Source organism: Sulfitobacter sp. 1A13421, from assembly GCF_043557285.1.
Classification (GTDB): Bacteria; Pseudomonadota; Alphaproteobacteria; order Rhodobacterales; family Rhodobacteraceae; genus Sulfitobacter; species Sulfitobacter faviae.
The window spans coordinates 259467-282209 of the sequence record NZ_JBIFFQ010000003.1 but is presented as its reverse complement, the minus strand read 5'-3'; the positions used below and the strand labels follow the sequence as shown (position 1 = coordinate 282209).

The 22743-nt window shown below is 63.1% G+C and carries 23 protein-coding genes; 15 read left to right on the top strand and 8 right to left on the bottom strand.

Going from position 1 to position 22743, the window contains the following annotated elements:
• Positions 1 to 42: 42 nt before the first annotated feature.
• A complete protein-coding gene (ectA, locus tag ACGYLI_RS08135; RefSeq protein ID WP_394418672.1) occupies positions 43 to 576 on the bottom strand; it encodes a diaminobutyrate acetyltransferase in 534 nt (177 codons plus the stop codon).
• Positions 577 to 810: 234 nt separating this feature from the next.
• On the opposite strand from ectA, the gene ACGYLI_RS08130 reads away from it, so the two are divergent.
• Positions 811 to 1311, top strand: coding sequence for a MarR family winged helix-turn-helix transcriptional regulator (locus tag ACGYLI_RS08130; RefSeq protein WP_271688566.1), 501 nt, complete (start codon positions 811 to 813; stop codon positions 1309 to 1311).
• A gap of 90 nt (positions 1312 to 1401) precedes the next feature.
• The gene (gene rlmN / locus ACGYLI_RS08125) at positions 1402 to 2583 is read left to right on the top strand and encodes a 23S rRNA (adenine(2503)-C(2))-methyltransferase RlmN (RefSeq protein ID WP_394418670.1); all 1182 of its coding nucleotides are present in this window, start codon (positions 1402 to 1404) and stop codon (positions 2581 to 2583) included.
• Here rlmN and ACGYLI_RS08120 read toward each other — a convergent pair.
• Positions 2580 to 3710, bottom strand: coding sequence for an NAD(P)/FAD-dependent oxidoreductase (locus ACGYLI_RS08120; protein ID WP_394418668.1), 1131 nt, complete (start codon positions 3708 to 3710; stop codon positions 2580 to 2582). The two genes, rlmN and ACGYLI_RS08120, sit on opposite strands and share 4 nt — an antisense overlap.
• 236 nt (positions 3711 to 3946) lie before the next feature.
• Between ACGYLI_RS08120 and ACGYLI_RS08115 the strand changes: the two genes are divergently transcribed.
• The 13 genes from ACGYLI_RS08115 to ACGYLI_RS08055 all read left to right on the top strand — a co-directional run bounded on the left by ACGYLI_RS08115 (position 3947) and on the right by ACGYLI_RS08055 (position 17280).
• Positions 3947 to 5434 (top strand): ABC transporter substrate-binding protein, encoded by a 1488-nt coding sequence (locus tag ACGYLI_RS08115; RefSeq protein ID WP_394418666.1) that lies wholly within the window; start codon positions 3947 to 3949, stop codon positions 5432 to 5434.
• A gap of 50 nt (positions 5435 to 5484) precedes the next feature.
• Positions 5485 to 6429, top strand: coding sequence for an ABC transporter permease (locus ACGYLI_RS08110; protein ID WP_271692601.1), 945 nt, complete (start codon positions 5485 to 5487; stop codon positions 6427 to 6429).
• The gene (locus ACGYLI_RS08105) at positions 6426 to 7244 is read left to right on the top strand and encodes an ABC transporter permease (protein WP_394418662.1); all 819 of its coding nucleotides are present in this window, start codon (positions 6426 to 6428) and stop codon (positions 7242 to 7244) included. The genes ACGYLI_RS08110 and ACGYLI_RS08105 overlap by 4 nt, the downstream gene beginning before the upstream one ends.
• Positions 7241 to 8215, top strand: coding sequence for an ABC transporter ATP-binding protein (locus ACGYLI_RS08100; RefSeq protein WP_394418660.1), 975 nt, complete (start codon positions 7241 to 7243; stop codon positions 8213 to 8215). Before ACGYLI_RS08105 ends, ACGYLI_RS08100 begins: the two co-directional genes overlap by 4 nt.
• Positions 8208 to 8996, top strand: coding sequence for an ATP-binding cassette domain-containing protein (locus ACGYLI_RS08095; protein WP_394418657.1), 789 nt, complete (start codon positions 8208 to 8210; stop codon positions 8994 to 8996). Before ACGYLI_RS08100 ends, ACGYLI_RS08095 begins: the two co-directional genes overlap by 8 nt.
• Entirely contained in the window at positions 8993 to 9799 is an 807-nt protein-coding gene (locus tag ACGYLI_RS08090) for a metallophosphoesterase (RefSeq protein ID WP_271692597.1), read from the top strand. Before ACGYLI_RS08095 ends, ACGYLI_RS08090 begins: the two co-directional genes overlap by 4 nt.
• A gap of 202 nt (positions 9800 to 10001) precedes the next feature.
• A complete protein-coding gene (locus ACGYLI_RS08085) occupies positions 10002 to 10592 on the top strand; it encodes a helix-turn-helix domain-containing protein (protein ID WP_394402040.1) in 591 nt (196 codons plus the stop codon).
• 64 nt (positions 10593 to 10656) lie between these two features.
• A complete protein-coding gene (locus ACGYLI_RS08080) occupies positions 10657 to 12249 on the top strand; it encodes an ABC transporter substrate-binding protein (protein WP_067262570.1) in 1593 nt (530 codons plus the stop codon).
• A 78-nt stretch (positions 12250 to 12327) separates the two neighbouring features.
• Positions 12328 to 13437: a M24 family metallopeptidase gene (locus ACGYLI_RS08075; protein WP_394418654.1), complete on the top strand. Its 1110-nt coding sequence runs from the start codon at positions 12328 to 12330 to the stop codon at positions 13435 to 13437.
• Positions 13431 to 14438 carry an ABC transporter permease subunit gene (locus ACGYLI_RS08070; RefSeq protein ID WP_168612859.1) on the top strand — a complete coding sequence of 336 codons (1008 nt, stop codon included), beginning with the start codon at positions 13431 to 13433 and terminating at the stop codon, positions 14436 to 14438. Before ACGYLI_RS08075 ends, ACGYLI_RS08070 begins: the two co-directional genes overlap by 7 nt.
• Positions 14438 to 15343 (top strand): ABC transporter permease subunit, encoded by a 906-nt coding sequence (locus ACGYLI_RS08065; protein ID WP_394418652.1) that lies wholly within the window; start codon positions 14438 to 14440, stop codon positions 15341 to 15343. The genes ACGYLI_RS08070 and ACGYLI_RS08065 overlap by 1 nt, the downstream gene beginning before the upstream one ends.
• 3 nt (positions 15344 to 15346) lie before the next feature.
• Positions 15347 to 16324, top strand: coding sequence for an ABC transporter ATP-binding protein (locus ACGYLI_RS08060; RefSeq protein ID WP_394418650.1), 978 nt, complete (start codon positions 15347 to 15349; stop codon positions 16322 to 16324).
• Positions 16321 to 17280, top strand: coding sequence for an ABC transporter ATP-binding protein (locus ACGYLI_RS08055; protein WP_394418648.1), 960 nt, complete (start codon positions 16321 to 16323; stop codon positions 17278 to 17280). Before ACGYLI_RS08060 ends, ACGYLI_RS08055 begins: the two co-directional genes overlap by 4 nt.
• A gap of 16 nt (positions 17281 to 17296) precedes the next feature.
• On the opposite strand, the gene doeB is transcribed toward ACGYLI_RS08055, so the two are convergent.
• The 6 genes from doeB to ACGYLI_RS08025 are packed head-to-tail and all read right to left on the bottom strand — an operon-like array spanning position 17297 to position 22715.
• Positions 17297 to 18286, bottom strand: coding sequence for a N(2)-acetyl-L-2,4-diaminobutanoate deacetylase DoeB (doeB, locus tag ACGYLI_RS08050; RefSeq protein WP_394418646.1), 990 nt, complete (start codon positions 18284 to 18286; stop codon positions 17297 to 17299).
• Entirely contained in the window at positions 18283 to 19464 is a 1182-nt protein-coding gene (gene doeA, locus ACGYLI_RS08045) for an ectoine hydrolase DoeA (RefSeq protein ID WP_394401580.1), read from the bottom strand. The genes doeB and doeA overlap by 4 nt, the downstream gene beginning before the upstream one ends.
• Before the next feature lie 60 nt (positions 19465 to 19524).
• Positions 19525 to 20316, bottom strand: a complete 792-nt coding sequence (locus ACGYLI_RS08040; RefSeq protein ID WP_394418644.1) for an ectoine utilization protein EutA — start codon at positions 20314 to 20316, stop codon at positions 19525 to 19527.
• 17 nt (positions 20317 to 20333) lie between these two features.
• A complete protein-coding gene (locus ACGYLI_RS08035; RefSeq protein ID WP_067262549.1) occupies positions 20334 to 20774 on the bottom strand; it encodes a universal stress protein in 441 nt (146 codons plus the stop codon).
• A gap of 12 nt (positions 20775 to 20786) precedes the next feature.
• On the bottom strand, positions 20787 to 22073 hold the full coding sequence (locus tag ACGYLI_RS08030) for a TRAP transporter large permease (protein ID WP_067262546.1): 1287 nt from the start codon (positions 22071 to 22073) through the stop codon (positions 20787 to 20789).
• A gap of 3 nt (positions 22074 to 22076) precedes the next feature.
• Entirely contained in the window at positions 22077 to 22715 is a 639-nt protein-coding gene (locus tag ACGYLI_RS08025) for a TRAP transporter small permease (protein ID WP_197470835.1), read from the bottom strand.
• Positions 22716 to 22743 lie beyond the last annotated feature (28 nt).

Sequence of the window (22743 nt, the reverse complement as noted above, 5' to 3'; positions counted from 1 at the left end):
TTCTCTTCTAGAGAGTCTGTCGTGTGAATTGTCAGCTGCGGTTTACGCGGCGCGTTTCAGCGCGGCGGCCTCGGGCAGCGTGATCGTCACCATATGTTCGGTGTCATGCGCGCCCTCGAAATGGGCGTCTTTGGTAAAGTGGGGCGCATCGGAAAGATCGCCGCCGATGTGGTTCGCAAAGCTGCGGAACAGCCCCCAAGAGGCGTCGTTGTCGCGGGTGATCGTGGTTTTGAGGGTCTTGGCATCCTCGGTTTCATCCCGGTTCACCAGTTCCATCAGCATGGTCTTGCCCAGACCAAGGCCACGGGCTTTGGGGCTGACGGCGACCTGCCAGACAAAGAAAGCATCTTGGGCAGGGATCATATGGCCGGAGATCCAGCCCACGATATCCCCGTCCAACTCGGCCACCACGCAGGTGTCGCGGAAGTGGTCGGCTTGGATCAGGTTCGCATAAAGCGAGTTCTCGTCGAGCGGCTTACAGTCGCGAATCAACCGCCAGATGGCGGCTCCGTCCTCGGCATTGGGCTTGCGCAGCTTGGGTGTGCGGGCTTTTTTCATGTCGAGTTCATTCTGCATCCGTTCGGGGCTCCCTGATTGTTTCGATAGGCTAAGTAAGCCATGCGCGATGATACTTCAACAATCAAAGTAAATTACCTCAATATACGCTCATAGCGTTGTTTCAGCGCCATAGAACTGTGCATATTTGTTTCGTTTTCCGAACGAAATTAGGCAGCTTCGCTTAGCTATACTAAGCGATCGGGTAGGTTTTGAGCGATTGCTGAGAATGCCGCCAATGTGCAATGATGCACCATGACGCAGAAACATCCCGACCGGGTCGACGAAAGTCTGATCGCTTTGCGCCGCATTTTGCGGGCCACCGAACTCTATGCGCGCGATCTGGCGCAGGCCGCGGGGGTGACCCCTGCGCAGCTGCGCGTTTTGCAGATCGTGGGAGAGAAGAAAGACCCGACGGCCAAGACCCTCGCCAATCAGATGGGGGTGAGCCAAGCCACCGTGACCGCCTTGGTCGACAAGCTGGTGGCGCGCAGCTTGGTCTCGCGCCAGCCCTCGGCGCAGGACCGTCGGCAGACCAACATCACGCTGACCACACAGGGCGAGGATGTGTTGGAGGAAGCCCCCGATGCGCTGCAACAGCGCTACGTTCGCGCCTTTGCAGACCTCGCCGATTGGGAGCAGGCGCAGCTAGTGTCGTCGTTGGAGCGTGTGGCGGCGATGTTGAACGTGGACAGTCTGGATGCCGCGCCGGTTCTGGCGACCGGGGAATTGCGGACAAGCAAGAAGACCTATTGAGCGCGGGTTCAGGGCCTCGGCGGCCAAACCCTTTTGCAAATCGCGCCTTTTCTTATATAGAGACCCATCCCTAGCCAGTGAGTCTTTGAAATGTCCGCTTCCGCGCCCATCACCCAAGACGTGATGACCCTTCCCCGTAAGCTGCCCGACGGGCCGATCAACCTTGTCGGCTTGACCCGCGACGCCATGCGCGACGCGCTGATCGCCCATGGCACGCCCGAGAAACAAGCGAAGATGCGTGTGGGGCAGATTTGGCAGTGGATCTACCAGTGGGGCGTGCGGGATTTCGACGCGATGACCAACCTCGCCAAGGGCTACCGCGCTCAATTGGCTGAGAAATTCGTGATCGAAGTGCCCGAGGTGGTGACCCGTGCGGTCAGCGAGGATGGCACCCGCAAATACCTCGTGCGGATCGCGGGCGGTCATGAGGTCGAGGTGGTTTATATCCCCGAAGAGGGGCGCGGCACGCTTTGTGTCTCTAGCCAAGTGGGCTGCACGCTGACCTGTTCTTTCTGCCATACCGGCACGCAGAAGCTGGTCCGCAACCTCACGGCAGGCGAGATCATCGGTCAGGTCATGGTGGCGCGTGACGATCTGGGTGAATGGCCTGAAATCGGTGCGCCGAAGGATGAAACCCGGCTTTTGAGCAATATTGTGCTTATGGGCATGGGTGAGCCGCTGTATAATTTCGAGAACGTGCGCGACGCGATGAAGATCGCGATGGACCCCGAAGGCATCCAGCTGTCGCGCCGCCGCATCACGCTGTCGACTTCCGGCGTCGTCCCCGAGATTCACCGCACCGCCGCTGAGATCGGCTGCCAGTTGGCCGTGTCCTTCCACGCCACCACCGACGAGGTGCGCAACAAGCTGGTGCCGATCAACAAGCGTTGGAACATTGAGGCGCTACTGGAGGCGCTCAAAGCCTATCCCAAGGTCAGCAATTCCGAACGGATCACTTTTGAGTACGTGATGCTGAAGGACGTGAACGACAGCGACGAAGACGCGCATCGTCTGGTCAAGCTGATCGAGGGCATTCCGGCCAAGATCAACCTCATTCCCTTCAACGAATGGCCCGGCTCGCCCTATGAGCGGTCGTCGAATAACCGCATCCGGGCTTTCGCCAACATCATCTATCAGGCCGGCTATGCCTCACCGATCCGCACCCCGCGGGGCGAAGACATCATGGCCGCCTGCGGTCAGCTTAAGTCAGCGACCGAGCGCGCGCGCAAGTCGCGCAAACAGATCGAAGCGGACGCGGGTCTGAGCGGTTAAACCAGCCCCGCACGGTCCCGCGAAAGCGCTTCTTCAGTAACACCCTCGGCGGTGATGTCGCCGGGGATTTCCGCGCCTCGCACCATTGCCGCCGCGGCCCGCGCCAGCGCCGGGGCGGTCTGGATGCCATAGCCACCTTGACCGGCGAGCCAAAAGAAACCCTCTCCTTCGGGATCAAACCCCGCCACCGGATTGCCGTCGGGCAGGAAGCTGCGCAGCCCGGCCCAGCGGCTTTCGATGCGCGGACGTTCAAGGTCGAAAGCAGTTTCGATCCGGTCGATGCAGATCGCGATATCCAGTTCCTCGGGCTGCGCGTCGCAGGGGGGCGAGGGCGTGGCATCGGCGGGCGAAATCAGCAGCTTGCCCGCATCGGCCTTGAGGTAGAACTGCTCGTCGATATCCACCACCATCGGCCAACGGTCTGGCACCATGCCCTCGGGCGGGGCCACCGTCAGCGCCGTGCGGCGTTTTGGGGTGAGGCCCGCAGGTTTCAACCCGGCCAGCGTGGCGATCTCATCCGCCCAAGCCCCTGCGGCATTGACGATCACCGGCGCGTGGAAGGTGCCTTGGTTCGTGTCGACCTGCCAGTCACCCTCTTTGCGAAGCGCCTGCACCTCGGCCTTGGTTTGCAAAACGCCGCCCGCCGCGCGGTAGGTCTTGAGGTAATGTTGATGCAGCCCGTTCACGTCGATATCCGCCGCCGAAGTGTCCTGCAGCCCGCCGCTGGCATAGCCTTTGCGCAGCAGCGGCACGCGCGTCTCGACCTCGGTCCCGCTCAGCGGGGTGACATGGGGCCCCAACTCCTCAGCCGTGCGGGCGAGCGATGCTTGCTGGTCCTGCCGCGCGACGAAGACCGCCCCGCGGGGTTCCAGCAGCGGGTGATCCAGATGCGGGCTGACAGGGTCGTGAAAGAAGGCGGCAGAAGCGCGGGAGAGGGCGCGGATCACTTCAGGCCCATAGGTCACCGTAAACAGCGCGGCAGAGCGGCCCGTGGTGTGATAGCCCGGCTGGCTTTCGCGCTCCAGCAGCAGCACCCGACGGTCGCTGGACAGTTCAGCAGCGACAGAAGCGCCCGCAATGCCCGCACCGATCACGATGCAATCGAAACCTGTTGTTAAATTGTTCATACTCTGCCCTCTCTGCGCAGAGGCTAGCACCGCCTGCGGCGGGGCAAAAGGGCCGAAGCGCGGTCCGCCTCTGCCCCTGCGGGCAATCGGATAAATCCGCCATATTGTTGCAATTGCATGAAATTTTCGCCCGGCGCGGCAAAGCCGTTGACCGAACGCCCCCGCCCGGCGCAGTCTGTCACAAAGGGCGCATGCGGTGATGCCGAACGCGCCCCGACCCACAGGAGTGCTGCCCCATGTCCGAACTGACCCCTTTCAGAACCCTTCCCGCGCTGACGCTGGCCTTTGGCCTGATGGCCTCGGCTTCCGCCGCGGCCGAGCTTGTCATCGGCATGCAGCAGGAGCCCACGTCGCTCGATCCCACGGCGGATGCCACCGCCTCCATCGACAGCATGATGACGCAGAACGTCTTCGAATCGCTGACCATTGTGGCCGAGAACGGGGAAGTGCAACCCAATCTCGCGACGTCTTGGGAGGTGTCGGAAGACGGGCTGACCTATACCTTCACACTGGCCGAAGGCGTGACCTTCCACGACGGCAGCACGCTCGACGCCGACGATGTCGTCTATTCCTTCGACCGCGCCATGGGTGAAGACAGCGTGAACCCGTCGAAGGACATTTTCGAGCCGATCGAAAGCGTCAAGGCCGTGGATCCCCAAACGGTCGAGATCACGCTCACGAACAAGGATGCCTTCTTCCTGTTCAACATGGGGCAGGGCGACAGCGCCATCGTGGCCGCCGAGAGCGTGGAGACCAACAACGCCAATCCGGTGGGCTCCGGCCCCTTCAAGTTCGACAGTTGGACTCGCGGCGACCGGCTGACGCTGGTCAAGAACCCCGATCACCGCGATGCGGCCGAGGTGGCGCTCGACAAGGTGGTGTTCCGCTTCATCTCCGACCCGGCCGCCGCAACCGCGGCGATGATGGCCGAAGAGCTCGACGCTTTCCCCGGCTTCCCCGCGCCGGAACTGCTGCCGCAGTTCGAGGCCGACCCGCGCTTCCGCGTCAACGTCGGCTCGACTGAGGGCGAGGTGATCCTTGCCATGAACAACGCCAAGCCGCCTTTCGACAATGTGGAGGTGCGCCGCGCCGTGGCCACCGCCATCGACCGGGACGAGATCATCGAGGGCGCCATGTACGGCCAAGCCGTGCCGATCGGCAGCTTCTACCCGCCGCATGGCACCGCCTATGTCGACCTGACGGACGCCTATCCGCATGACAGCGCCAAGGCCGAAGAAATGTTCGAGGCGGCGGGGCTTGCGGGGGCCACCATGACCCTGCGCGTGCCGCCGTTCCCTTACGCCACACGCTCGGCCGAGATCATCCAGAACCAGCTGTCGGAGGCCGGGATCGACGCCAAGGTCGAGAATGTCGAATGGGGCTTCTGGATCGATGAGGTCTACAAGAAGAAGAACTACGACATGACCATCATCGCCCACACCAGCCCCAACGACATGGGCAATTTCGCCCGCGGCCCGGATTATTTCTACGGCTACGACAATGCCGAGATGACCGCGCTTTGGGAGAAGATCCAAACTGAGGTCGACGCCGAGGCGCGCAATGAACTGCTCAAGCAGGGCCAGCAGATGCTGTCCTACCAGTCGGTGCATGGCTTCCTGTTCCAGCTGCCTCTCTTGGGCGTCTTCCGCCAGGAGGTCGAAGGCTACTGGTCCTCCTCGCCCGTGCTCTACATGCCGCTGAAGAACGTGCGCATCGCCGACTGACCTGAAACGGCCGCGGCGCCCCCGGTGGCGCGGCTTTTGGACCTGACTTCGTGGCCTATTTCCTCTTCCGCCGCACGCTCGGTTTCGTGCTGACCCTGCTCGCCGTCTCGCTCGTCGTCTTTGCCGTGATGAACGTGCTGCCGGGCGATCCGGCGCTGACCATCCTTGGCATGGACGCCAGCGAGGATGCCATCGCGGCGCTGCGCGAACAGCTGGGGCTGAACGAGCCGCTGGTGACCCGCTATGTTTCGTGGGTCTGGAACGCGGTGCAGGGGGACTTCGGCCTCAGCCATTCGTTTCGCGTGCCTGTTTCGGAACTCATCGCCGAACGCCTGCCGATGACGATATCGCTCGCCGTGGCGGGGATGCTGGTGACGCTGGTGCTGGCGCTGGGCCTTGGCATCACGGCGGCGGCGCAGCATGGGCGTGCGGGGGATTGGGGGGTGATGTTTCTGAGCCAACTCGGCATCGCGGTGCCCGCCTTCTGGCTGTCGATCCTGCTCGTGATGCTTTTTGCCGTGAAGCTGCGCTGGTTGCCGCCGGGGGGCTTTGCGGGCTGGGACGATCCGGGGGCGGCGCTGCGGTCGCTTATCCTGCCCACGGTGGCGCTGGCGCTGGTGCAATCGGCGGTACTGGCGCGGGTCACGCGGTCCTCGGCGCTGGAGGTCATGCGGCAGGATTTCGTGCGCACCGCCCGCGCCAGCGGCCTCTCGCGGCGGCGGGTGCTCTGGCGGCATGTGCTGCCCAATGCGCTGGTGCCGATCGTGACCATCGTCGGCATGCAGTTCGCCGCGCTCGTGACCGGGACCATCGTGATCGAGAATGTCTTCTACCTGCCCGGTCTGGGACGTCTGATCTTCCAGTCCATCGCCAACCGTGACCTGCCCACGGTGCAGGCGCTGGTGATGCTGTTCGCCGCCATCGTGGTGACGGCGAATTTCGTGGTCGATCTGCTCTACGTCGTGATCGACCCCCGGCTGAAGGCGCGGGCATGAAGCGGCTTCCGGCGAATTTTCTGCTGGGGGCGGTGCTGGTCAGCCTCGTGGTCGGGGTGGCGGCGCTGTCGCTCGTCTGGACCCCGCATGACCCGCAGGCGATGTCGATCTCCACCAAGTTCGCGACTCCCTCTACGGAGCATTGGCTGGGCACCGATCAATTGGGCCGCGACGTGGTGGCGCAATTGATGGCGGCGGCGCGCAACTCGATGACCGTGGCGCTGGTGGCGGTGCTCTTGGGCGGCAGCATCGGCGTGGGGCTGGGGCTTCTGGCCTCGGCGCTTGGCGGCTGGGTCGAGGATGCGGTGATGCGGCTCGCCGACTTGGGCTTTGCCTTTCCAGCGCTGTTGTTCGCGATCATGCTGGCGGCGGTCTTCGGGCCGTCGCTGACCAACGCGGTGCTGGCGATCTCCTTCATCAACATACCCATCTTCGCCCGCGTCACCCGCGCCTCTGCCAACCAGATATGGACGCGCGACTACGTCGCCGCCGCGCGGGCCGCCGGGCGCGGGCGCTTCGCGATCAGCCGCGATCACATCCTGCCCAACATCGCCGCGGCGGTGATCGTGCAGGCGACCATCGAGTTCGCGGTGGCGATCCTCGCCGAAGCGGCGCTGAGCTATCTCGGCCTCGGCGCGCAGCCGCCCGCCTCGAGCTGGGGGCGGATGCTGTCGGAGGCGCAGACGCTGATGTATCTCGCCCCGCAACTGGCGATCTATCCGGGGCTGTGCATCGTCGTGGCCGTGCTGGGCTTTGGCCTGCTGGGCGACGGGCTGCGCGACATCACCGATCCCCGACTGGTGCGCGCGCGATGATTGAGCTTAGCAATCTTTCGATCCATTTCGGCACTGCCGTCGCCCTGCGCGACGCCAATCTGGTGATCGAGCGCGGCGACCGTTTGGGGGTCGTCGGCGAAAGCGGTTCGGGCAAGACGCTGCTGGCGCTTTGTCTGATGGGCATGGCCCCCGAAAGCGCGCGGTTGACCGGGCAGCTGCGGATTGACGGGCAGGACATGGCCGACGCATCTGAGCGTGATTGGCAGAGGCTGCGCAGCCGCCGCGTGGCGATGGTGTTTCAGGAACCGATGGCGGCGCTCAACCCGTTGCGTCGGGTGGGCGACACAGTGATGGAGCCGATGGTGCTGCATGACGGGCTGACACGCAGTGCCGCCCGTGCCCGCGCCCTGAGCCTGTTCGAAGAGGTTGGCATTCCCGATCCCGACCGTCGCCTGCGCCAGTTCCCGCATGAGATGTCGGGCGGCCAGCGCCAGCGGGTGTTGATTGCGCTGGCGCTGGCCTGCAACCCGATGCTGCTGATCGCCGATGAGCCGACAACCGCGCTCGACGCCAATGTGGCGCTGCGGATCACCGACCTGCTGCAACGGCTCGCGCGGGAGCGGCAGATGGCGCTGGTTTTCATCAGCCATGACCTCGCCGCTGTGGCGCGGGCGACCGAAGACATCGTGGTGATGTATGCGGGCGATATGGTCGAGCGGGGCCGCACGGCAGAGGTGCTGGGCAGGCCTGCGCATCCCTATACCAAAGGGCTCTTGGGCGCGCGGCCCGATCTAGGCGTGGCGGGGCGGGATGCCCAAGGAAAACGGCGCAGGTTGCCGACCATTCCGGGCGCGGTCCCGCCGCTGCAGGGGCTGCCGCAGGGCTGCCGCTTTGCGGGGCGCTGCCCGGTGGAGCTGCCTCATTGCGCCGCGCAGCGCCTGGCCTTCGTGCAGACCGACGCGGGGCGCGCTGCCGCCTGTCACTTGCTGACGGAGGGGCGCTATGACTGACGCGCCGCTTTTAGAGGTCCGCAACCTGACCCGCCGCTACAAACTGCCGCGCCAAAGTCTGCTGCGTGCCCCGCCAGTGCTGACGGCTTTGGAAAACGCCTCCTTTTCGCTGCACGCAGGCAAGACCTTGGGCGTGGTCGGGGAAAGTGGCTCGGGCAAATCCACTCTGGCGCGGCTGATCATGGCGTTTGAGCGTCCGGACGCGGGCGCGGTGCTGTTTAGGGGGCGCGATCTGCATGGGCTCGGGGGGCAAGAACTACGCAGCCTGCGGCGCGATTTTCAGATGGTGTTCCAAGACCCTTTCGGCTCGCTCAACCCGCGCCGCCGTGTCGGCTGGTCCATCGCCGAGCCGCTGCGCGCCAATGGTGAGACCGAGGATATCCCTCGCCGCATCGCCGAAGCCTTGGAGCAGGTCGGGCTGCATGCCGCCGATGCGGGCAAATATCCGCATGAGTTCTCGGGCGGGCAGCGCCAGCGCATCGCCATCGCGCGGGCCATCGTCACCCGCCCCGCGCTTCTGGTCGCGGATGAGGCGGTCTCGGCCCTTGATGTCTCGGTTCAGGCGCAAATTCTCAACCTTCTGATGGACCTGCAGGATGATCTGGGCCTCGGCATGGTCTTTATCAGCCACGACCTTGCGGTGGTCGGATCGATCTGCGACCGGGTGCTGGTGCTGCAGCATGGCAAGACCTTGGAAAGCGGTGCGGCGGCAGATGTGTTGCGCAGCCCAGAGCACCCTTATACGAAAACCCTGCTGACAGCCGCAGGAGTACGCCCATGACCCGTTTCGTCCACCTGACCGACCTGCATATCTCGCATCCCGATCTGAACGACCCGCATCTGCACAGCGACACGCCCGCCACCCTGCGCCGCGCGGTGGATGTGATCAACGCGATGGAACCTCAGCCCGATTTCGTGGTGGCCAGTGGCGATCTGACCAACCATGGCGACCAGCAAAGCTATGAGCTTGTGCGCGAGATCATGGAACCGCTGAAAGCGCCGCTGGTCATGGCCCTCGGCAACCATGACAAACGCGATGGGTTCAACGCGGTCTTTGCGCCGGGGCTGGCCGATGCGCCCTATTTCCACGACGCGCCGCAGGGCGATCTGCATGTCATCACGTTGGACAGCAGCGTGCCGGGCAAGGTGGCCGGGGCGCTGGACGACGCGCAGTTCGAGTTTCTGGAAGCCGCGCTTGAGCGTCATGGCGATCTGGCGAAACTCTTGGTGATCCACCACCCGCCGCGCATTGATCCCGCGGCCCTCGCATGGGGCAGTCTGGACGCAGCGAGCAGTGCGCGTTTGGCCGAGGTGTTGAAGGGGCAGCGCGTGGCGGGCATCCTCTCGGGCCATGTGCATGTGAACCGGGTGAGCCATTGGCACGGCATTCCGGTGGTGATTTCCAACGGGCTGCACTCCACTGTCGATCTGACCGAAACCCGCGATCTGCGTATCATGGAGGGAACCGGATTCGGCATTTGCGAATGGCATCCCAGCGGGCTGAGTGTTTCCTTTGCCCCGCTTGACCCGACGGCGTCTGAACTGGCGCGGATCGACCGCGCGCAGCTAAAATCCTTTGAGTAGAATGACATCCACCCCCGCTGGCCGCAGCCTCGCGCCCTGCGCCGCGGTGCAGTAAAAAAATTATTGTTGACCCTCAACCTTTTTAATTTCACACAGCGAGACATGAAAAGGCTATACCCGGCATGAGATCGGGCCGCTGTTCACGGGGAGGGTGAATTTGCTGACTGCCAATGGCGACAGTGTATCGACGCTTGGCGCGCGTATGCGCAAGCAACGTCATCGTTTGTCCCTGACTTTACAGCAGTTGGGCGAAGCCTCTGGCGTGTCGGTCGGGTATCTGAGCCAGGTGGAGCGGGGCCGGGCCACGCCTTCGCTGGGCACCCTGTCGCAGATCGCGGTGGCGCTTCAGGTCGATGTCAGTTTTTTCATCCATACGCCCAAGACCCAAGACAGCCTGACCCGCGCGGCTGAGCGTCCGCGCTTTGCCGTTTCGGGCTCATCCATCGAATATGAAAAGATCGGTGCGGATTTCCCGGGCCATGAGCTGTCCTCCTACATCATGAACGTGCCGCCGGGCTATGCCTCGGAAGAGGTCGTACATGAGGGCGAAGAGGTGATCTATATCCTTGAGGGAGAGATCGCGCAGGTCGTCGATGGGGGGGAGCATATTATGCGGCCCGGCGACAGCCTGCATTACCTCGGCAGCAGCCCGCATTCGTGGTCCAACAAGACCGACAAGCCCGCCCGCGTGCTTTGGGTCGGGCGGATGCAATATGAACAGGCTGCTGGCGCCAATAGAATACGTCCGAATGAAGGGGCAGTCGCCACCGCATTCGCGTCGTCTCGCCCGTAAGGGCGTATCACCTGCGGCGGATACCCCGTTGCCAAGAAACAAACCAACCAGGAGAGAGAATATTATGTCTTTTACAACGAAATTGGCCACCGGTGCCATGCTGGCGGCCCTTGGAGCCTCGGCGGTATCGGCCCAATCGCTGGTCTATTGCTCCGAAGGCTCGCCCGAGGGTTTTGACCCCGCGCTGTACACAGCCGGCACCACATTCGACGCCTCCAGCCACCCGATCTACAACCGTCTGGCTGAGTTCAAAGTCGGCACGACCGAAGTCGTGCCCGCGCTGGCCGAAAGCTGGGAAGTTAGCGAAGACGGCATGACCGTGACCTTCAAGCTGCGCAAAGGTGTGAAATTCCACTCCAACGACCAGTTCACGCCGACACGCGATTTCAACGCCGACGACGTGATCTTCAGCTTTGACCGTCAGGGCAACGAAGAAAACCCCTATCACACCGTCTCGGGCGGCACATGGGAATACTACGGCGGCATGTCCATGCCCGATCTGATCGAAAGCATCGAGAAGGTCGACGACTACACCGTGGCCTTCAACCTGACCCGTCCCGAAGCGCCCTTCATCGCGAATATGGCGATGGACTTCGCTTCGATCGTGTCCAAGGAATATGCTGACGCGATGATGGAAGCGGGCACACCTGAAATGGTGAACCAAGCGCCCATCGGCACTGGCCCGTTCAAATTCCAAGCTTATCAGAAAGACGCGGTCATCCGTTACCTGCGTAACGACGACTACTGGGGCGATGCGGCCAAGGTTGAAAGCCTGATCTTCGCGATCACGCCTGACGCCTCCGTGCGCTACCAGAAGGTGCAGGCGGGTGAGTGCCACGTGATGGCATATCCGAACCCGGCTGATGTTCAGGCGATGAAAGACGCCGAAGACATCGTCGTGATGGAGCAAGAAGGTCTGAACGTGGGCTATCTGGCCTATAACACGCAGGTCGCGCCCTTCGACAACGCCAAGGTCCGCAAGGCCCTGAACATGGCGATCGACAAGCAGGCGATCATCGACGTGGTGTTCCAAGGCTCCGGCGAAATCGCCAAGAACCCGCTGCCGCCGACCATGTGGTCCTACAACGACGCCATCGAAGACGACAACTATGACCCCGAGGCCGCCAAGGCGATGCTCGAGGAAGAGGGCGTCAGCGATCTGTCAATGAAGATCTGGGCGATGCCGGTTCAGCGTCCCTACAACCCCAATGCCCGCCGTATGGCCGAGTTGATGCAGGAAGACTTCTCCAAGGTTGGCGTCGATGTCGAAATCGTCTCCTACGAATGGGGTGAGTATCTTGAGCGCTCCAAGTCCAAGGACCGTGACGGTGCCGTGCTGCTGGGTTGGACCGGCGACAACGGCGACCCAGACAACTTCCTCGCGGTTCTGCTGGGCTGTGACGGTGTCGAGAAATCCAACCGCGCCCAGTGGTGCAACGAGGAATTCGACGCGCTGATCCAGAAAGCCAAGGTTCTGCCGACCCAAGAAGAGCGTGCGCCGCTTTACGAAGAAGCGCAGGAAATCTTCAAGGACCAAGCGCCTTGGGCCACCATCGCGCATTCGGTCGTCTACATGACCATGCGCCCCGAAGTTGAAAACTATGTTGTGCACCCACTGGGTGGTCACATCTTCAACCAAGTTGGCCTGAAGCAGTAACACTGCCGCTTTGACCAAAGGGGGCGGCATCCTGTGCCGTCCCCATTTTATTAACCTCGCCAGCCCGAAAGCCAGCCCATGTCCCCTTCGCTGAATGATCGCCTGTCGGCCTATGCCGATATCGCCGCCGACCTATCGGTAGATGCCGTGGCGCTGGTGCCCGGCCCGAATTTCACCCGCGCCGTCGACCATGCCTTCATGAGCCACGAACGCCCCTTCGTTCTGGTGATCCCCGCCCGCGGCCCCGCCGCCGCCTTGGTGCCGAACCTTGAACTGGGCAGTTGGGAGTTGGTCGGTTTCGACGGGGCCGTTTTCGATTGGCGCGACCAGACGGGCTATGACGATGCCTTCGCCGCGCTGATGCAACATTTGAACATCACCTCGCTTGCCGTTGAAGGCCAAGTGATGCGCGTCTTCGTGCATCACGCGCTGAAGAAAGCGCAGCCCGATCTGCGGATCATCGACGCCGAGCGCGAGATCTCCGCCCCCCGCATGATCAAGACCGAGGCCGAGGTCGCAGCCCTGCAAAAAGCCATCGACATTTCCGAACGCGCCCTGCGCGCCACGCTGAATAGCGTGAAGCTCGGCCAGACCGAGAAAGAGATCGAGCAGAAGCTGGTGCAGATGGTCTTTGCCGAAGGGGCCGACGATCTGTCCTTCGCCCCCATCGTCGCCGCCGGTGACGGCTCGGCCCGCCCGCATGCCAAGGCGCGTGAGGATTACCGCGTCAAAGCAGGCGATGCGCTGCTGATCGACTTCGGCGCGCGGAAGGACGGCTTTGCCGCCGACATCACCCGCACCGTTTTCCTTACCCATGTCAGCGACGAGGGGCGCGCCGTGTACGACACCGTGCTGCGCGCCAACCTTGCCGGGTTGGAGGCCACCCGCGCAGGCGTCACCGCGCATGAGATCGACGATGTGGTGACCGGCGTGCTCGAAGCCTCTCCTTTTGCCGACCGCATCCGCACCAAGACCGGCCACGGTCTGGGCCGCGATGTGCATGAAGCGCCCTATATCATGCGCGGCAACCACATGACTTTACCCGCCGGAACGGTGTACACCAACGAACCCGGTCTCTATGAGATCGGCAACTTTGGGGTGCGCATCGAAGATGACGTGCTGATTACCGAAGATGGCTACAAATCCCTGACCAACTTTCCGAAGGAACTGATGGTGCTCCCGTGCTGAAATATGTCTTGTCGCGCCTTGCGACCTTCATCCCCACCTTTATCGGCGTCACGCTGATATCATTCGCCTTCATCCGCTTGCTGCCCGGCGACCCGATCGTCGTCATGGCCGGTGAGCGCGGCATTTCCGAAGAACGCTATCTCGAACTGCAACAGCAGTTTGGCTTTGACCGGCCGATCTATGTGCAGTTCTGGGATTACTTCACCGGCGTGATACAGGGGGATTTGGGCACGTCCTTCGTGACCAAACGCCCGGTCTGGGATGAGTTCTTCTCGCTCTTCCCCGCCACGCTGGAGCTGTCGCTCTGCGCGATGATCTTTGCGGTGGCCTTGGGACTGCCCGCAGGCGTGATCGCGGCGGTGAACCGGGGCAAGTTCTTTGACCGGGCGCTGATGTCCACCGCGCTCGTGGGTTATTCGATGCCGATCTTCTGGTGGGCCTTGCTGCTGATCATCGTCTTTTCCGGCAACTTGGGCTGGACCCCGGTCTCGGGCCGGATCGACCTTCTTTACTATTTCCCCAATGCCACCGGCTTCATGTTGATCGACAGCATCGTCTCGGGGCAGGACGGGGCGTTCCTCTCGGCGCTGCGGCACCTTCTGCTGCCGACCATCGTGCTGGGGACGATCCCGCTGGCGGTGATCGCGCGGCAGACCCGTTCGGCGATGCTTGAGGTTTTGGGCGAGGATTACATCCGCACCGCCCGCGCCAAGGGCATGTCGACGGGCCGGATCAACGGCATCCACGCCCTGCGCAACGCGCTGATCCCCGTCATCACCGTGATCGGCCTGTCGGTCGGCACGCTGCTGGCGGGCGCTATCCTGACCGAGACCATCTTTAGCTGGCCGGGCATCGGCAAGTGGATGGTCGACAGCATCTTCCGCCGTGACTACCCGGTGGTTCAGGGTGGCCTTCTGCTCATCGCCGTCATGGTCATGGTCGTGAACCTCACCGTCGACATGCTCTACGGCATCATCAACCCGAAAATCAGGAAACGCTAATGGACGACGCACTCTCTGCCGAAGCCGAAATGGTGCACGACCGCCCCGGCCGCTTGCGCGAATTCTGGTTCTATTTCCGTGAGAACCGCGGGGCCGTGATCGGCCTGTGGATTTTTGCCATCTTCGCCGTGCTGGCGCTGTTCGGCCCATGGATCGCCCCGCATGACGCGACCGAGCAGTTCCGCTCGGCCACCCTGCAACCGCCCGCGTGGCAAGAGGGGGGGACGTGGAACCACATCCTCGGGACCGATCCTCTGGGCCGGGACATGCTCTCGCGGCTGATCGTCGGCGCGCGCTATTCCTTCTTCGTGGGCATCGTGGTGGTGACCATCGCCGCCTCGGGTGGGATCATCATCGGCCTCATCTCGGGCTTCGCGCCCAAGTGGGTCGATACGATCATCATGCGGATCATGGACATCATCCTCGCCTTCCCGTCGCTTTTGCTGGCGCTGGTGCTGGTGGCGATCCTCGGACCGTCCCTCACCAATGCGATGATCGCCATCGCCATCGTGCTACAGCCGCATTACGTGCGCCTGACCCGCGCCAGCGTGATCTCCGAGCGGCAGAAGGACTATGTCACCTCGGCCCGCGTCGTCGGCGCTAGCACGCTGCGGCTGATGGTCGTGACCGTGCTGCCCAACTGCCTCGCGCCGATCATCGTGCAGGCCGCGCTGTCCTTCTCGACCGCGATCCTCGACGCCGCCGCCTTGGGTTTCCTCGGCATGGGCGCACAGCCGCCCACCCCCGAATGGGGCACCATGCTGGCCGAAGCGCGCGAGTTCATCCTGCGCGCATGGTGGGTCGTGACTTTCCCGGGCCTTGCGATCCTCGTCACCGTGCTGGCGATCAACCTCATGGGCGACGGTCTGCGCGACGCCCTCGATCCGAAACTGAAGCGGAGCTGATTGATGTCTCTATTGCGTATCCGCAACCTCTCGGTCGATTTCGCCACCGCCTCGGGCAAGTTCCGCGCCGTGGACAGCGTCGACCAGGATGTCGACACCGGTGAGATCCTCGCCATCGTCGGTGAAAGCGGCTCGGGCAAGTCGGTCTCGATGCTGGCGCTGATGGGGCTTCTGCCCTGGACCGCCACGGTGACCGCCGATGAGCTGACCTTCGACGGCCACGACCTGCTGACCATGGACAAACGCGCCCGGCGCAAGATCGTCGGCAATGATCTGGCGATGATCTTTCAAGAGCCGATGTCCTCGCTCAATCCCTGTTTCCCGGTAGGCTGGCAGATCAAGGAATCCCTGCGCGTGCATCTGGGCCTGAACCGGGCCGAGCGGCACAAGCGAGCGATTGAACTCTTCGAGCAGGTCGGCATTCCGGACCCGGAAAAGCGCCTGTCGGTCTTCCCGCACCAGATGTCGGGCGGGATGAACCAGCGCGTGATGATCGCCATGGCAATCGCGTGCAAGCCGAAGCTCTTGATCGCGGATGAGCCGACCACCGCGCTCGACGTGACCATTCAGGCGCAGATCCTCGACCTGCTGACCTCGCTGCGCGACGAGACGGGCATGGGGCTGGTGCTGATCACCCATGACATGGGTGTGGTGGCCGAAACCGCCGAGCGCGTCAGCGTGCAATATGCCGGTCAAAAGATCGAGGAGCAGCAGGTGCTGCCGCTCTTCCGCGAACCGCACCATCCCTATACGGCGGCGCTGCTAGACGCGCTGCCCGAGCGCGCGACCGAAAAGCGCCTGCCGACGATCCCCGGCGTGGTGCCCGGCCAGTTCGACCGGCCCGCGGGGTGCCTCTTCTCGCCGCGCTGCAAGTTCGCCAACGACAAATGCCGCGCCGAGAACCCGCCGCCCCTGGGCGAAGACCTCGGCAAGGCGCGCTGTTTCTATCCTCTCAACACCGATGAAAGGGTCGCGTCATGACTTCCCCCGTAATGACCGCCGACGCGCTGCAGCGTCACTATCAGGTTGGTGGCGGCTTCCTGCGCAAGACCCAGACGCTCAAGGCCGTCGCCGGTCTTGATTTCCAACTGCATCCCGGCAAGACGCTGGCGGTGGTGGGTGAAAGCGGCTGTGGCAAATCCACGCTGGCGCGCATGGTCACGATGATCGAAGAGCCGACCGCCGGGTCGCTGACGCTCGACGGCAAGCCGGTGCGCCCCGAGGATTGGGCGGACCTGCGCCAGCATGTGCAGATCGTGTTCCAAGACCCCTATGGCTCGCTCAACCCGCGCCAGCAGATCGGCACGATCCTGCAGGAGCCGCTGGTCATCAACCGCAAGGACATGTCCAAGAAGGAGCGCGAAGAGAAGGCGCGCGAGATGCTGCGCCTCGTGGGCCTGCGACCCGAGCATTACGACCGCTACCCGCATATGTTCTCGGGCGGGCAACGCCAGCGCATCGCGGTGGCCCGGGCGCTGATGCTCGACCCCAAGGTGCTGGTGCTGGACGAGCCTGTCTCCGCGCTCGACCTGTCGATCCAATCGGCGATCCTGAACCTGCTGGTGGACCTGCAGGAGAAGATGGATCTGGCCTATCTCTTCATCAGCCACGACCTGTCGGTCGTGCGCCACGTGGCCGATGACGTGATCGTCATGTATCTCGGCCGCGCGGTGGAAAAGGGGCCGAAGGACGAGGTTTTCGACAATCCGCGCCATCCCTATACGGCGGCCCTTCTGTCGGCCACGCCGCGGGCCGACCCCGAGGGCGGTAAGGAGCGGATCAAGTTGCAGGGCGAGCTGCCCTCCCCACTGGCGATCCCCGAGGGCTGCCCCTTTGCGCCGCGCTGCTGGAAGGTGCAGGACGTCTGCCGGAAAGAGCGCCCCCCGTTGGAGGGCGCACCGCATCCGGCGGCTTGCTACTTCCCCGTCGACGAATGAGGCGGGCGCGGGTGGCTCAGACCACCTGCGCCACCACCCCGATGCAATCGCCCATCTTGACCAGCCCCGGCACATGCCGGGCGGTCAGGATGCCGCTAAGCTGCGCGTGGGCGAGGATCGCTGGCTGACCGCTTCGGTCACTGGGCCAGAGCCGGGCGATGGGCTGGCCCTCGGTCACCGCATCGCCCAGATCGACCAGCGGCTCCAACAGGGCCATGGTCTCACTAAAGGTGAAGCAGCGCCCATCAGGCATGTCGAGCATCACGCTTTCGGCCACCTCCGGCTCCCCTTTCAGAATGCCCGCATGGATCAGCAGGTTGCGCGCACCCTTGCGGGCGACGGCGATGCTCTTGGCCGTCGATGTGCCCGCGCCCCCCAATTCGGTGGTGACAAAAACCTTGCCCTGCTCCTCGACCTCGGTGTCGAACATGCCGCGGTTGTCGATCTCTAGCATTTTCATGGAGTAGGGCGCGTTGAACGCCTCCATCGCGGCCATGCAAGCGGCTTCCTGCCGCTTGTCGGGCAGGATATGGGCGGCGGCGAAGGGCAGGAAATCCAGCGTGCGCCCGCCAGAGTGGTAATCAAGCACGATATCGGCCAGCGGCACCAGTTCGGTGGCGATGTAATGCGCGATCTTCTGGGTCACCGTGCCGCCCGGGCTGCCCGGAAAGCTGCGGTTCATATTGCCGCCGTCGATGGGCGAGCAGCGGCGGCCTGCGGCGAAGGCGGGTTGGTTCATCATCGGCAGGATGATGACGCGACCGGTGACCTGCGCCGGGTCCAGTGTGGCGGCCAGTTCCTGCAAGGCAATCGGGCCTTCGTATTCATCGCCGTGGTTGCCGCCGGTGAGCAGCGCCGTGGGGCCGTCGCCGCCATTGATGACGGTGATGGGGATCATCACGGACCCCCAAGCGCTGTCGTCGCGGCTGTAGGGCAGGCGCAGGAAACCGTGATGCGCGCCGGGTGGGTCAAGTGGGATGGTCGGGGTGATGGGATTGCTGGTCATGCGGAAACAAACAACTTTCGCGGTGTGGTGCAGAAACATTCATGGCCGGTCTCGGTGATGCGGATCGGCTCGGTGATTTCAAGCCCGCCGTCGTCGAGCCAAAGCGCGGGCATGAAATGGAAGGTCATGCCGGGCTCTAGGATCGTCTTGTCGCCACGGCGGAAAGAGATGGTGCGCTCCCCCCAGTCGGGCGGGTAGCTGATGCCGATGGCATAGCCGCAGCGGCTGTCCTTCTCGAATCCTGCCTTGTTCAGCGTGGCGTTGAAGGCATTGGCGATATCCTCGGCCCGGTTGCCGGGCTTGGCCTGTTCGAGACCTGCGTCAATCGCATCCAGCACGGCGCTTTCTGCGTCGCGGTATTTCTGCGGCACATCGCCAAAGAACAGCGTGCGCGACTGGGGGCATTGGTAGCGCCGATGCGCGCCAGCGATCTCAAAGAAGGTCGCCTCATTGGGCTGCATGGGCCGGTCGTCCCATGTCAGATGCGGGGCAGTGGCGTCCATGCCCGAGGGGGCCATTGGCACGATGGCCGGGTAATCGCCCCAGAACCCCTGCGCGCCGCGAATGCCGGTGGCATAGATCTCGGCCACCAGATCGTTCTTGCGCATGCCGGGCACGGCGACTTCGAGGATGCGAACGTGCATTTCCTCGACGATCCGCGCAGCGCGTTCCATATATTCGATCTCGCGCTCGGATTTCACCGCGCGTTCCCAGTTCACCAACGCCGTGGCATCCATGAAGGTCGCCTTGGGCAGTTTGGTCTTGAGCGTGTCATGTGCGCGGGCGGAGTAATAGTAGTTATCCATCTCGACGCCGATGCGCGCCTGCTCCAACCCCATCTCGCTCAAGAGGGCTGAGAGGTCTTCCATCGGGTGTTTTTCGGGGTTCTGGACGTAGGTATCGTCATAGCCGCGAATGCAGTCGTCCTCCATGAAGACCGTTCGTCGCGCGCCAAGCGCATCCATGCCGCGGCCCCACCAGACTGGCTCCCCCTCATGGGTCAGGATCACTGCTTGGTAAACATAGAAGGACCACCCGTCATAGCCCGAGAGCCAAGACATGTTCGACGGATCGCTGACCACGATGGCATCGAGATTGCGCGCGGCCATGGTCTTGCGCGTTCGGTCGACCCGGCGCTGGTACTCGCTGTTTGTAAAATTCGCCTCATAAGTGGTCATAGGCCAGCCCCTTTCATGTCTGGTTACCCGAATAATGCGATCCGGCCAGAGGGGCCGGGATCACGGAATGATGCCTTGTGCATGGGCGCTTGGCATGTCGCAGTCGAACAGACGGCCATAGCCATCGGGGCGGCCCGAAAGCCCGCCCATCCGTTGCAACGCCCAGCACAGCGCTTGGTTAGAGGTCACGACGGGCTTGCCCAGCCGTGCTTCGATCCGGTCGATCACGTCGACGCCGCGCAGGGAGGTGCAGGAGAGGAAAAATGCCTCTACTTCCGCGCCATCCAGCGCAGCGGCGCCGTTTATGATGCTTTCGTCGTCGATCCGCGCCATGTCGCGGTCGTCTTCCAATGCGAAGGCCCCGTTGCGCATGACCTCTAGCCCCTGATCGTTGAAATAGGTGGCCAGCGGCGCGGCGGTTTCCGGCAGATAGGGGGTCAGCATCGCCACCCGCGTCACGCCAAGCGCGGCAAAGCCTGCGATGGCGGCAGAGGCGGGGGTGATGACGGGCACGCCGGGCAGCCCCTCGCCAATCGCCTCGCGCACTGCCGGGTTGCCGATGGCGACCGAGGCCGAGGTGCAGCAAAAGGCGATGGCCGACAGCTGGATGCCCGGCACCAAAAGCGCCGCCGTGCGCGCCATATCGGGGGTCATGGCGCGCAGCCGTTCGGGGGTGGTGGGGTTCTCAAAGGCGATCCGCGCCACATGCAGCGCCGCCTGCGCCGGGTCGATCAGCCGCGCGGCGTCGCGTTCAAAGGTCATGTCGGTCGACAGCAGCATCGCCCCCAACCGCACGAGATCATCTTCACGCAAACGGCAACCAAGCGTCTCGCTTTGCACAGGGGGTGTCACCTGAATATTCCTTTGACCTAGACGACAAGCACGGGGCATTTCGCGAGCCCCGTAACCTTGTGAGAAACCGAGCCCAAGAGATAGCTGTCGCCCGTGGCCCCAAGGCCGCGCGAGCCAATGACGATCAGGTCAACCTCATGTTTCTTGGCAAATTCCGTTACCGCCCGCGCGGGGCGGCCAGAGCGGACGAAGGCGCGGACATTCTCGACGCCCGCGTCTTTCATTAATTGCTTGCCGTGGGTGATGATCTCTGTCGCATGGGCCTGCATCGCGTCGTCGATATTGCCCGGATCGTTCACCCGCACCATCGACAGCGACGCCTCAAGCATCGAATGATGCCGGTAGATCGTCAAAAGCGTCACTTTCGCCCCGGTCAGCTTGGCCATCTCTGCCGCCTTCATTAGTGCGCGGTCGGCATTCACCGAGCCGTCATAGGGGGCGAGGATATGGGTGAACATGACGCTCTCCTCTTATTTCGCAAAGGCCAGATCGCGCAGGAACAGGGCGATCTGCGGGAAGAAGATCAGGGCAACCGAGACGCTCAGCAGCATGATGATGAAGGGCGGGGTGCCGCGGATGACCTCCATATAGGGCCGTTTGAAGACCGCGATGGCGGTGAAAATGTCACAGCCGAAGGGCGGCGTGGCCGAGCCGATGGCGACTTGCAACGTGATGACGGTGCCGACCAGCACCGGGTCGAGGCCGACCGAGTCCACGACCGGGGCGAAGATCGGCACGAAGACGAGGATCACGACGATGGGGTCCACGAACATACAGCCGATGAAGAAGGCCGCCGAGATCACGAAGAGCACGCCAATCGGCCCCATGCTGTCGATCCCGATGCCGGTCAGCACCGCTTGCGGAATTTGCGCGAAGGAGATCACCCAAGAGAATGCCGCACCCGCGGCGACGAGGATGAAGACCACAGCGGTAATCAGCCCGGTCGATTTCGCGGTCTCATAGATGCCGGCAAAGTCGATTTCCCGAAAGACGATCATCTCAAGGAAAATGGCATAGAGCACGCAGGCCGCTGCCGCTTCGGTTGGGGAGAAGACACCGCCGTAGATGCCGCCGATGATGATCGCCGGGAAGCCCAGGGGCCAGAGCGCTTGACGCACCGCGCGGAAACGCTCGCCCCATGTCGCTTTCTCTTCGGTGGGGACGTTGTGGCGGTAGGCGTAGATCACGGAATAGACCGAGAAGAGCGCGAGGATCAGCAGACCCGGCCCGATGCCTGCGATGAACAGCTCGGCAATCGAGGTGTTAGAGACGACGCCGTAGATGATCATCCCGATGGACGGCGGGATCAGGAAGGCGATGTCGGAGGAGTTCACGATCAGCGCCAGCACGAAACTGTCTTTGTAGCCCGCCTTGAGCATCCGGGGCCGCAGCGGGGAGCCAACGGCGACGACCGTTGCCTGTGTGGAGCCCGAGACCGCGCCGAACATGGTGCAGGCCGCAGCGGTGGCGACGGCAAGACCGCCCTTCATATGGCCGACGAAGGACATCACCATATCGATCAGCCGCCCGGCGGATTGGCCCCGTGTCATGATGTCGGCGGCAAAGATGAACATCGGCACGGCGATCAGCGAGGCGGGTCTGACCCCCGCCATCATCTGCTGCACCATCGTCTCAAGCTGGCCGAAACCGCCGAAGAGCGAATAGAAACCGACGAAAGCCCCCACGATCAGGGGGATCATCATGGGAAAGCCGAGCAGCAGCAGAACGACCATGACAGAGAAAATGGTGACGGCCATGGCTCAGACCTCCCGCTCGTTGTCGTCGTAGCCTTCGAGAACGCTGGTCGACAGGTAAATATCTGGTTCGATGATGTTTTTGATCGCGGTTAGCAGGTATTGCAGCCCGGTCATGAAAAAGCCGAAAGGCACCCAGACCAGCGTCCACCAGACCGGCACTTGCAGCGCGGGCAGCAGGCGGCCCCGCCCGGCTTGGGTCATGATGTATTGCAGGGCGTACCAGGCGAGGCCGAACATGAAGACGGCGGTGACGAAGGCGATGAAGATCATCAGCACTTTGCGCGGGCGCGGTGGCAGGGCGTCGAAAATCGCCGACATGCGGATATGCCGCCCATGCCGCGCGGCATAGGAGATGCCCGCAAAGGTGATGAGAATGATCAGGACGCTGTTCAGCTCTTCGGAAAAGAAGATCGAGCTTTGAAAGACGAAACGGCCCACCACATTGGCGATTGTATTCGCGGCCATCAGCAATACCCCAGCGGCGAGCATCACGGACTCAAGCCAGCTGATCGCGTTGTCGATCGTGCCCAGAGGGCCGGGGAGGGTGGATTTATAGGTGCCCACGGGGGCGTCATCGGTGCCGGTGGTATCTGTCTGAGATTGCAGTTGCGAACTGTGGTTGTCTTCCGTCACCGGCGTCATCCCGTAGATGGTTCAAATGGATCGCGTC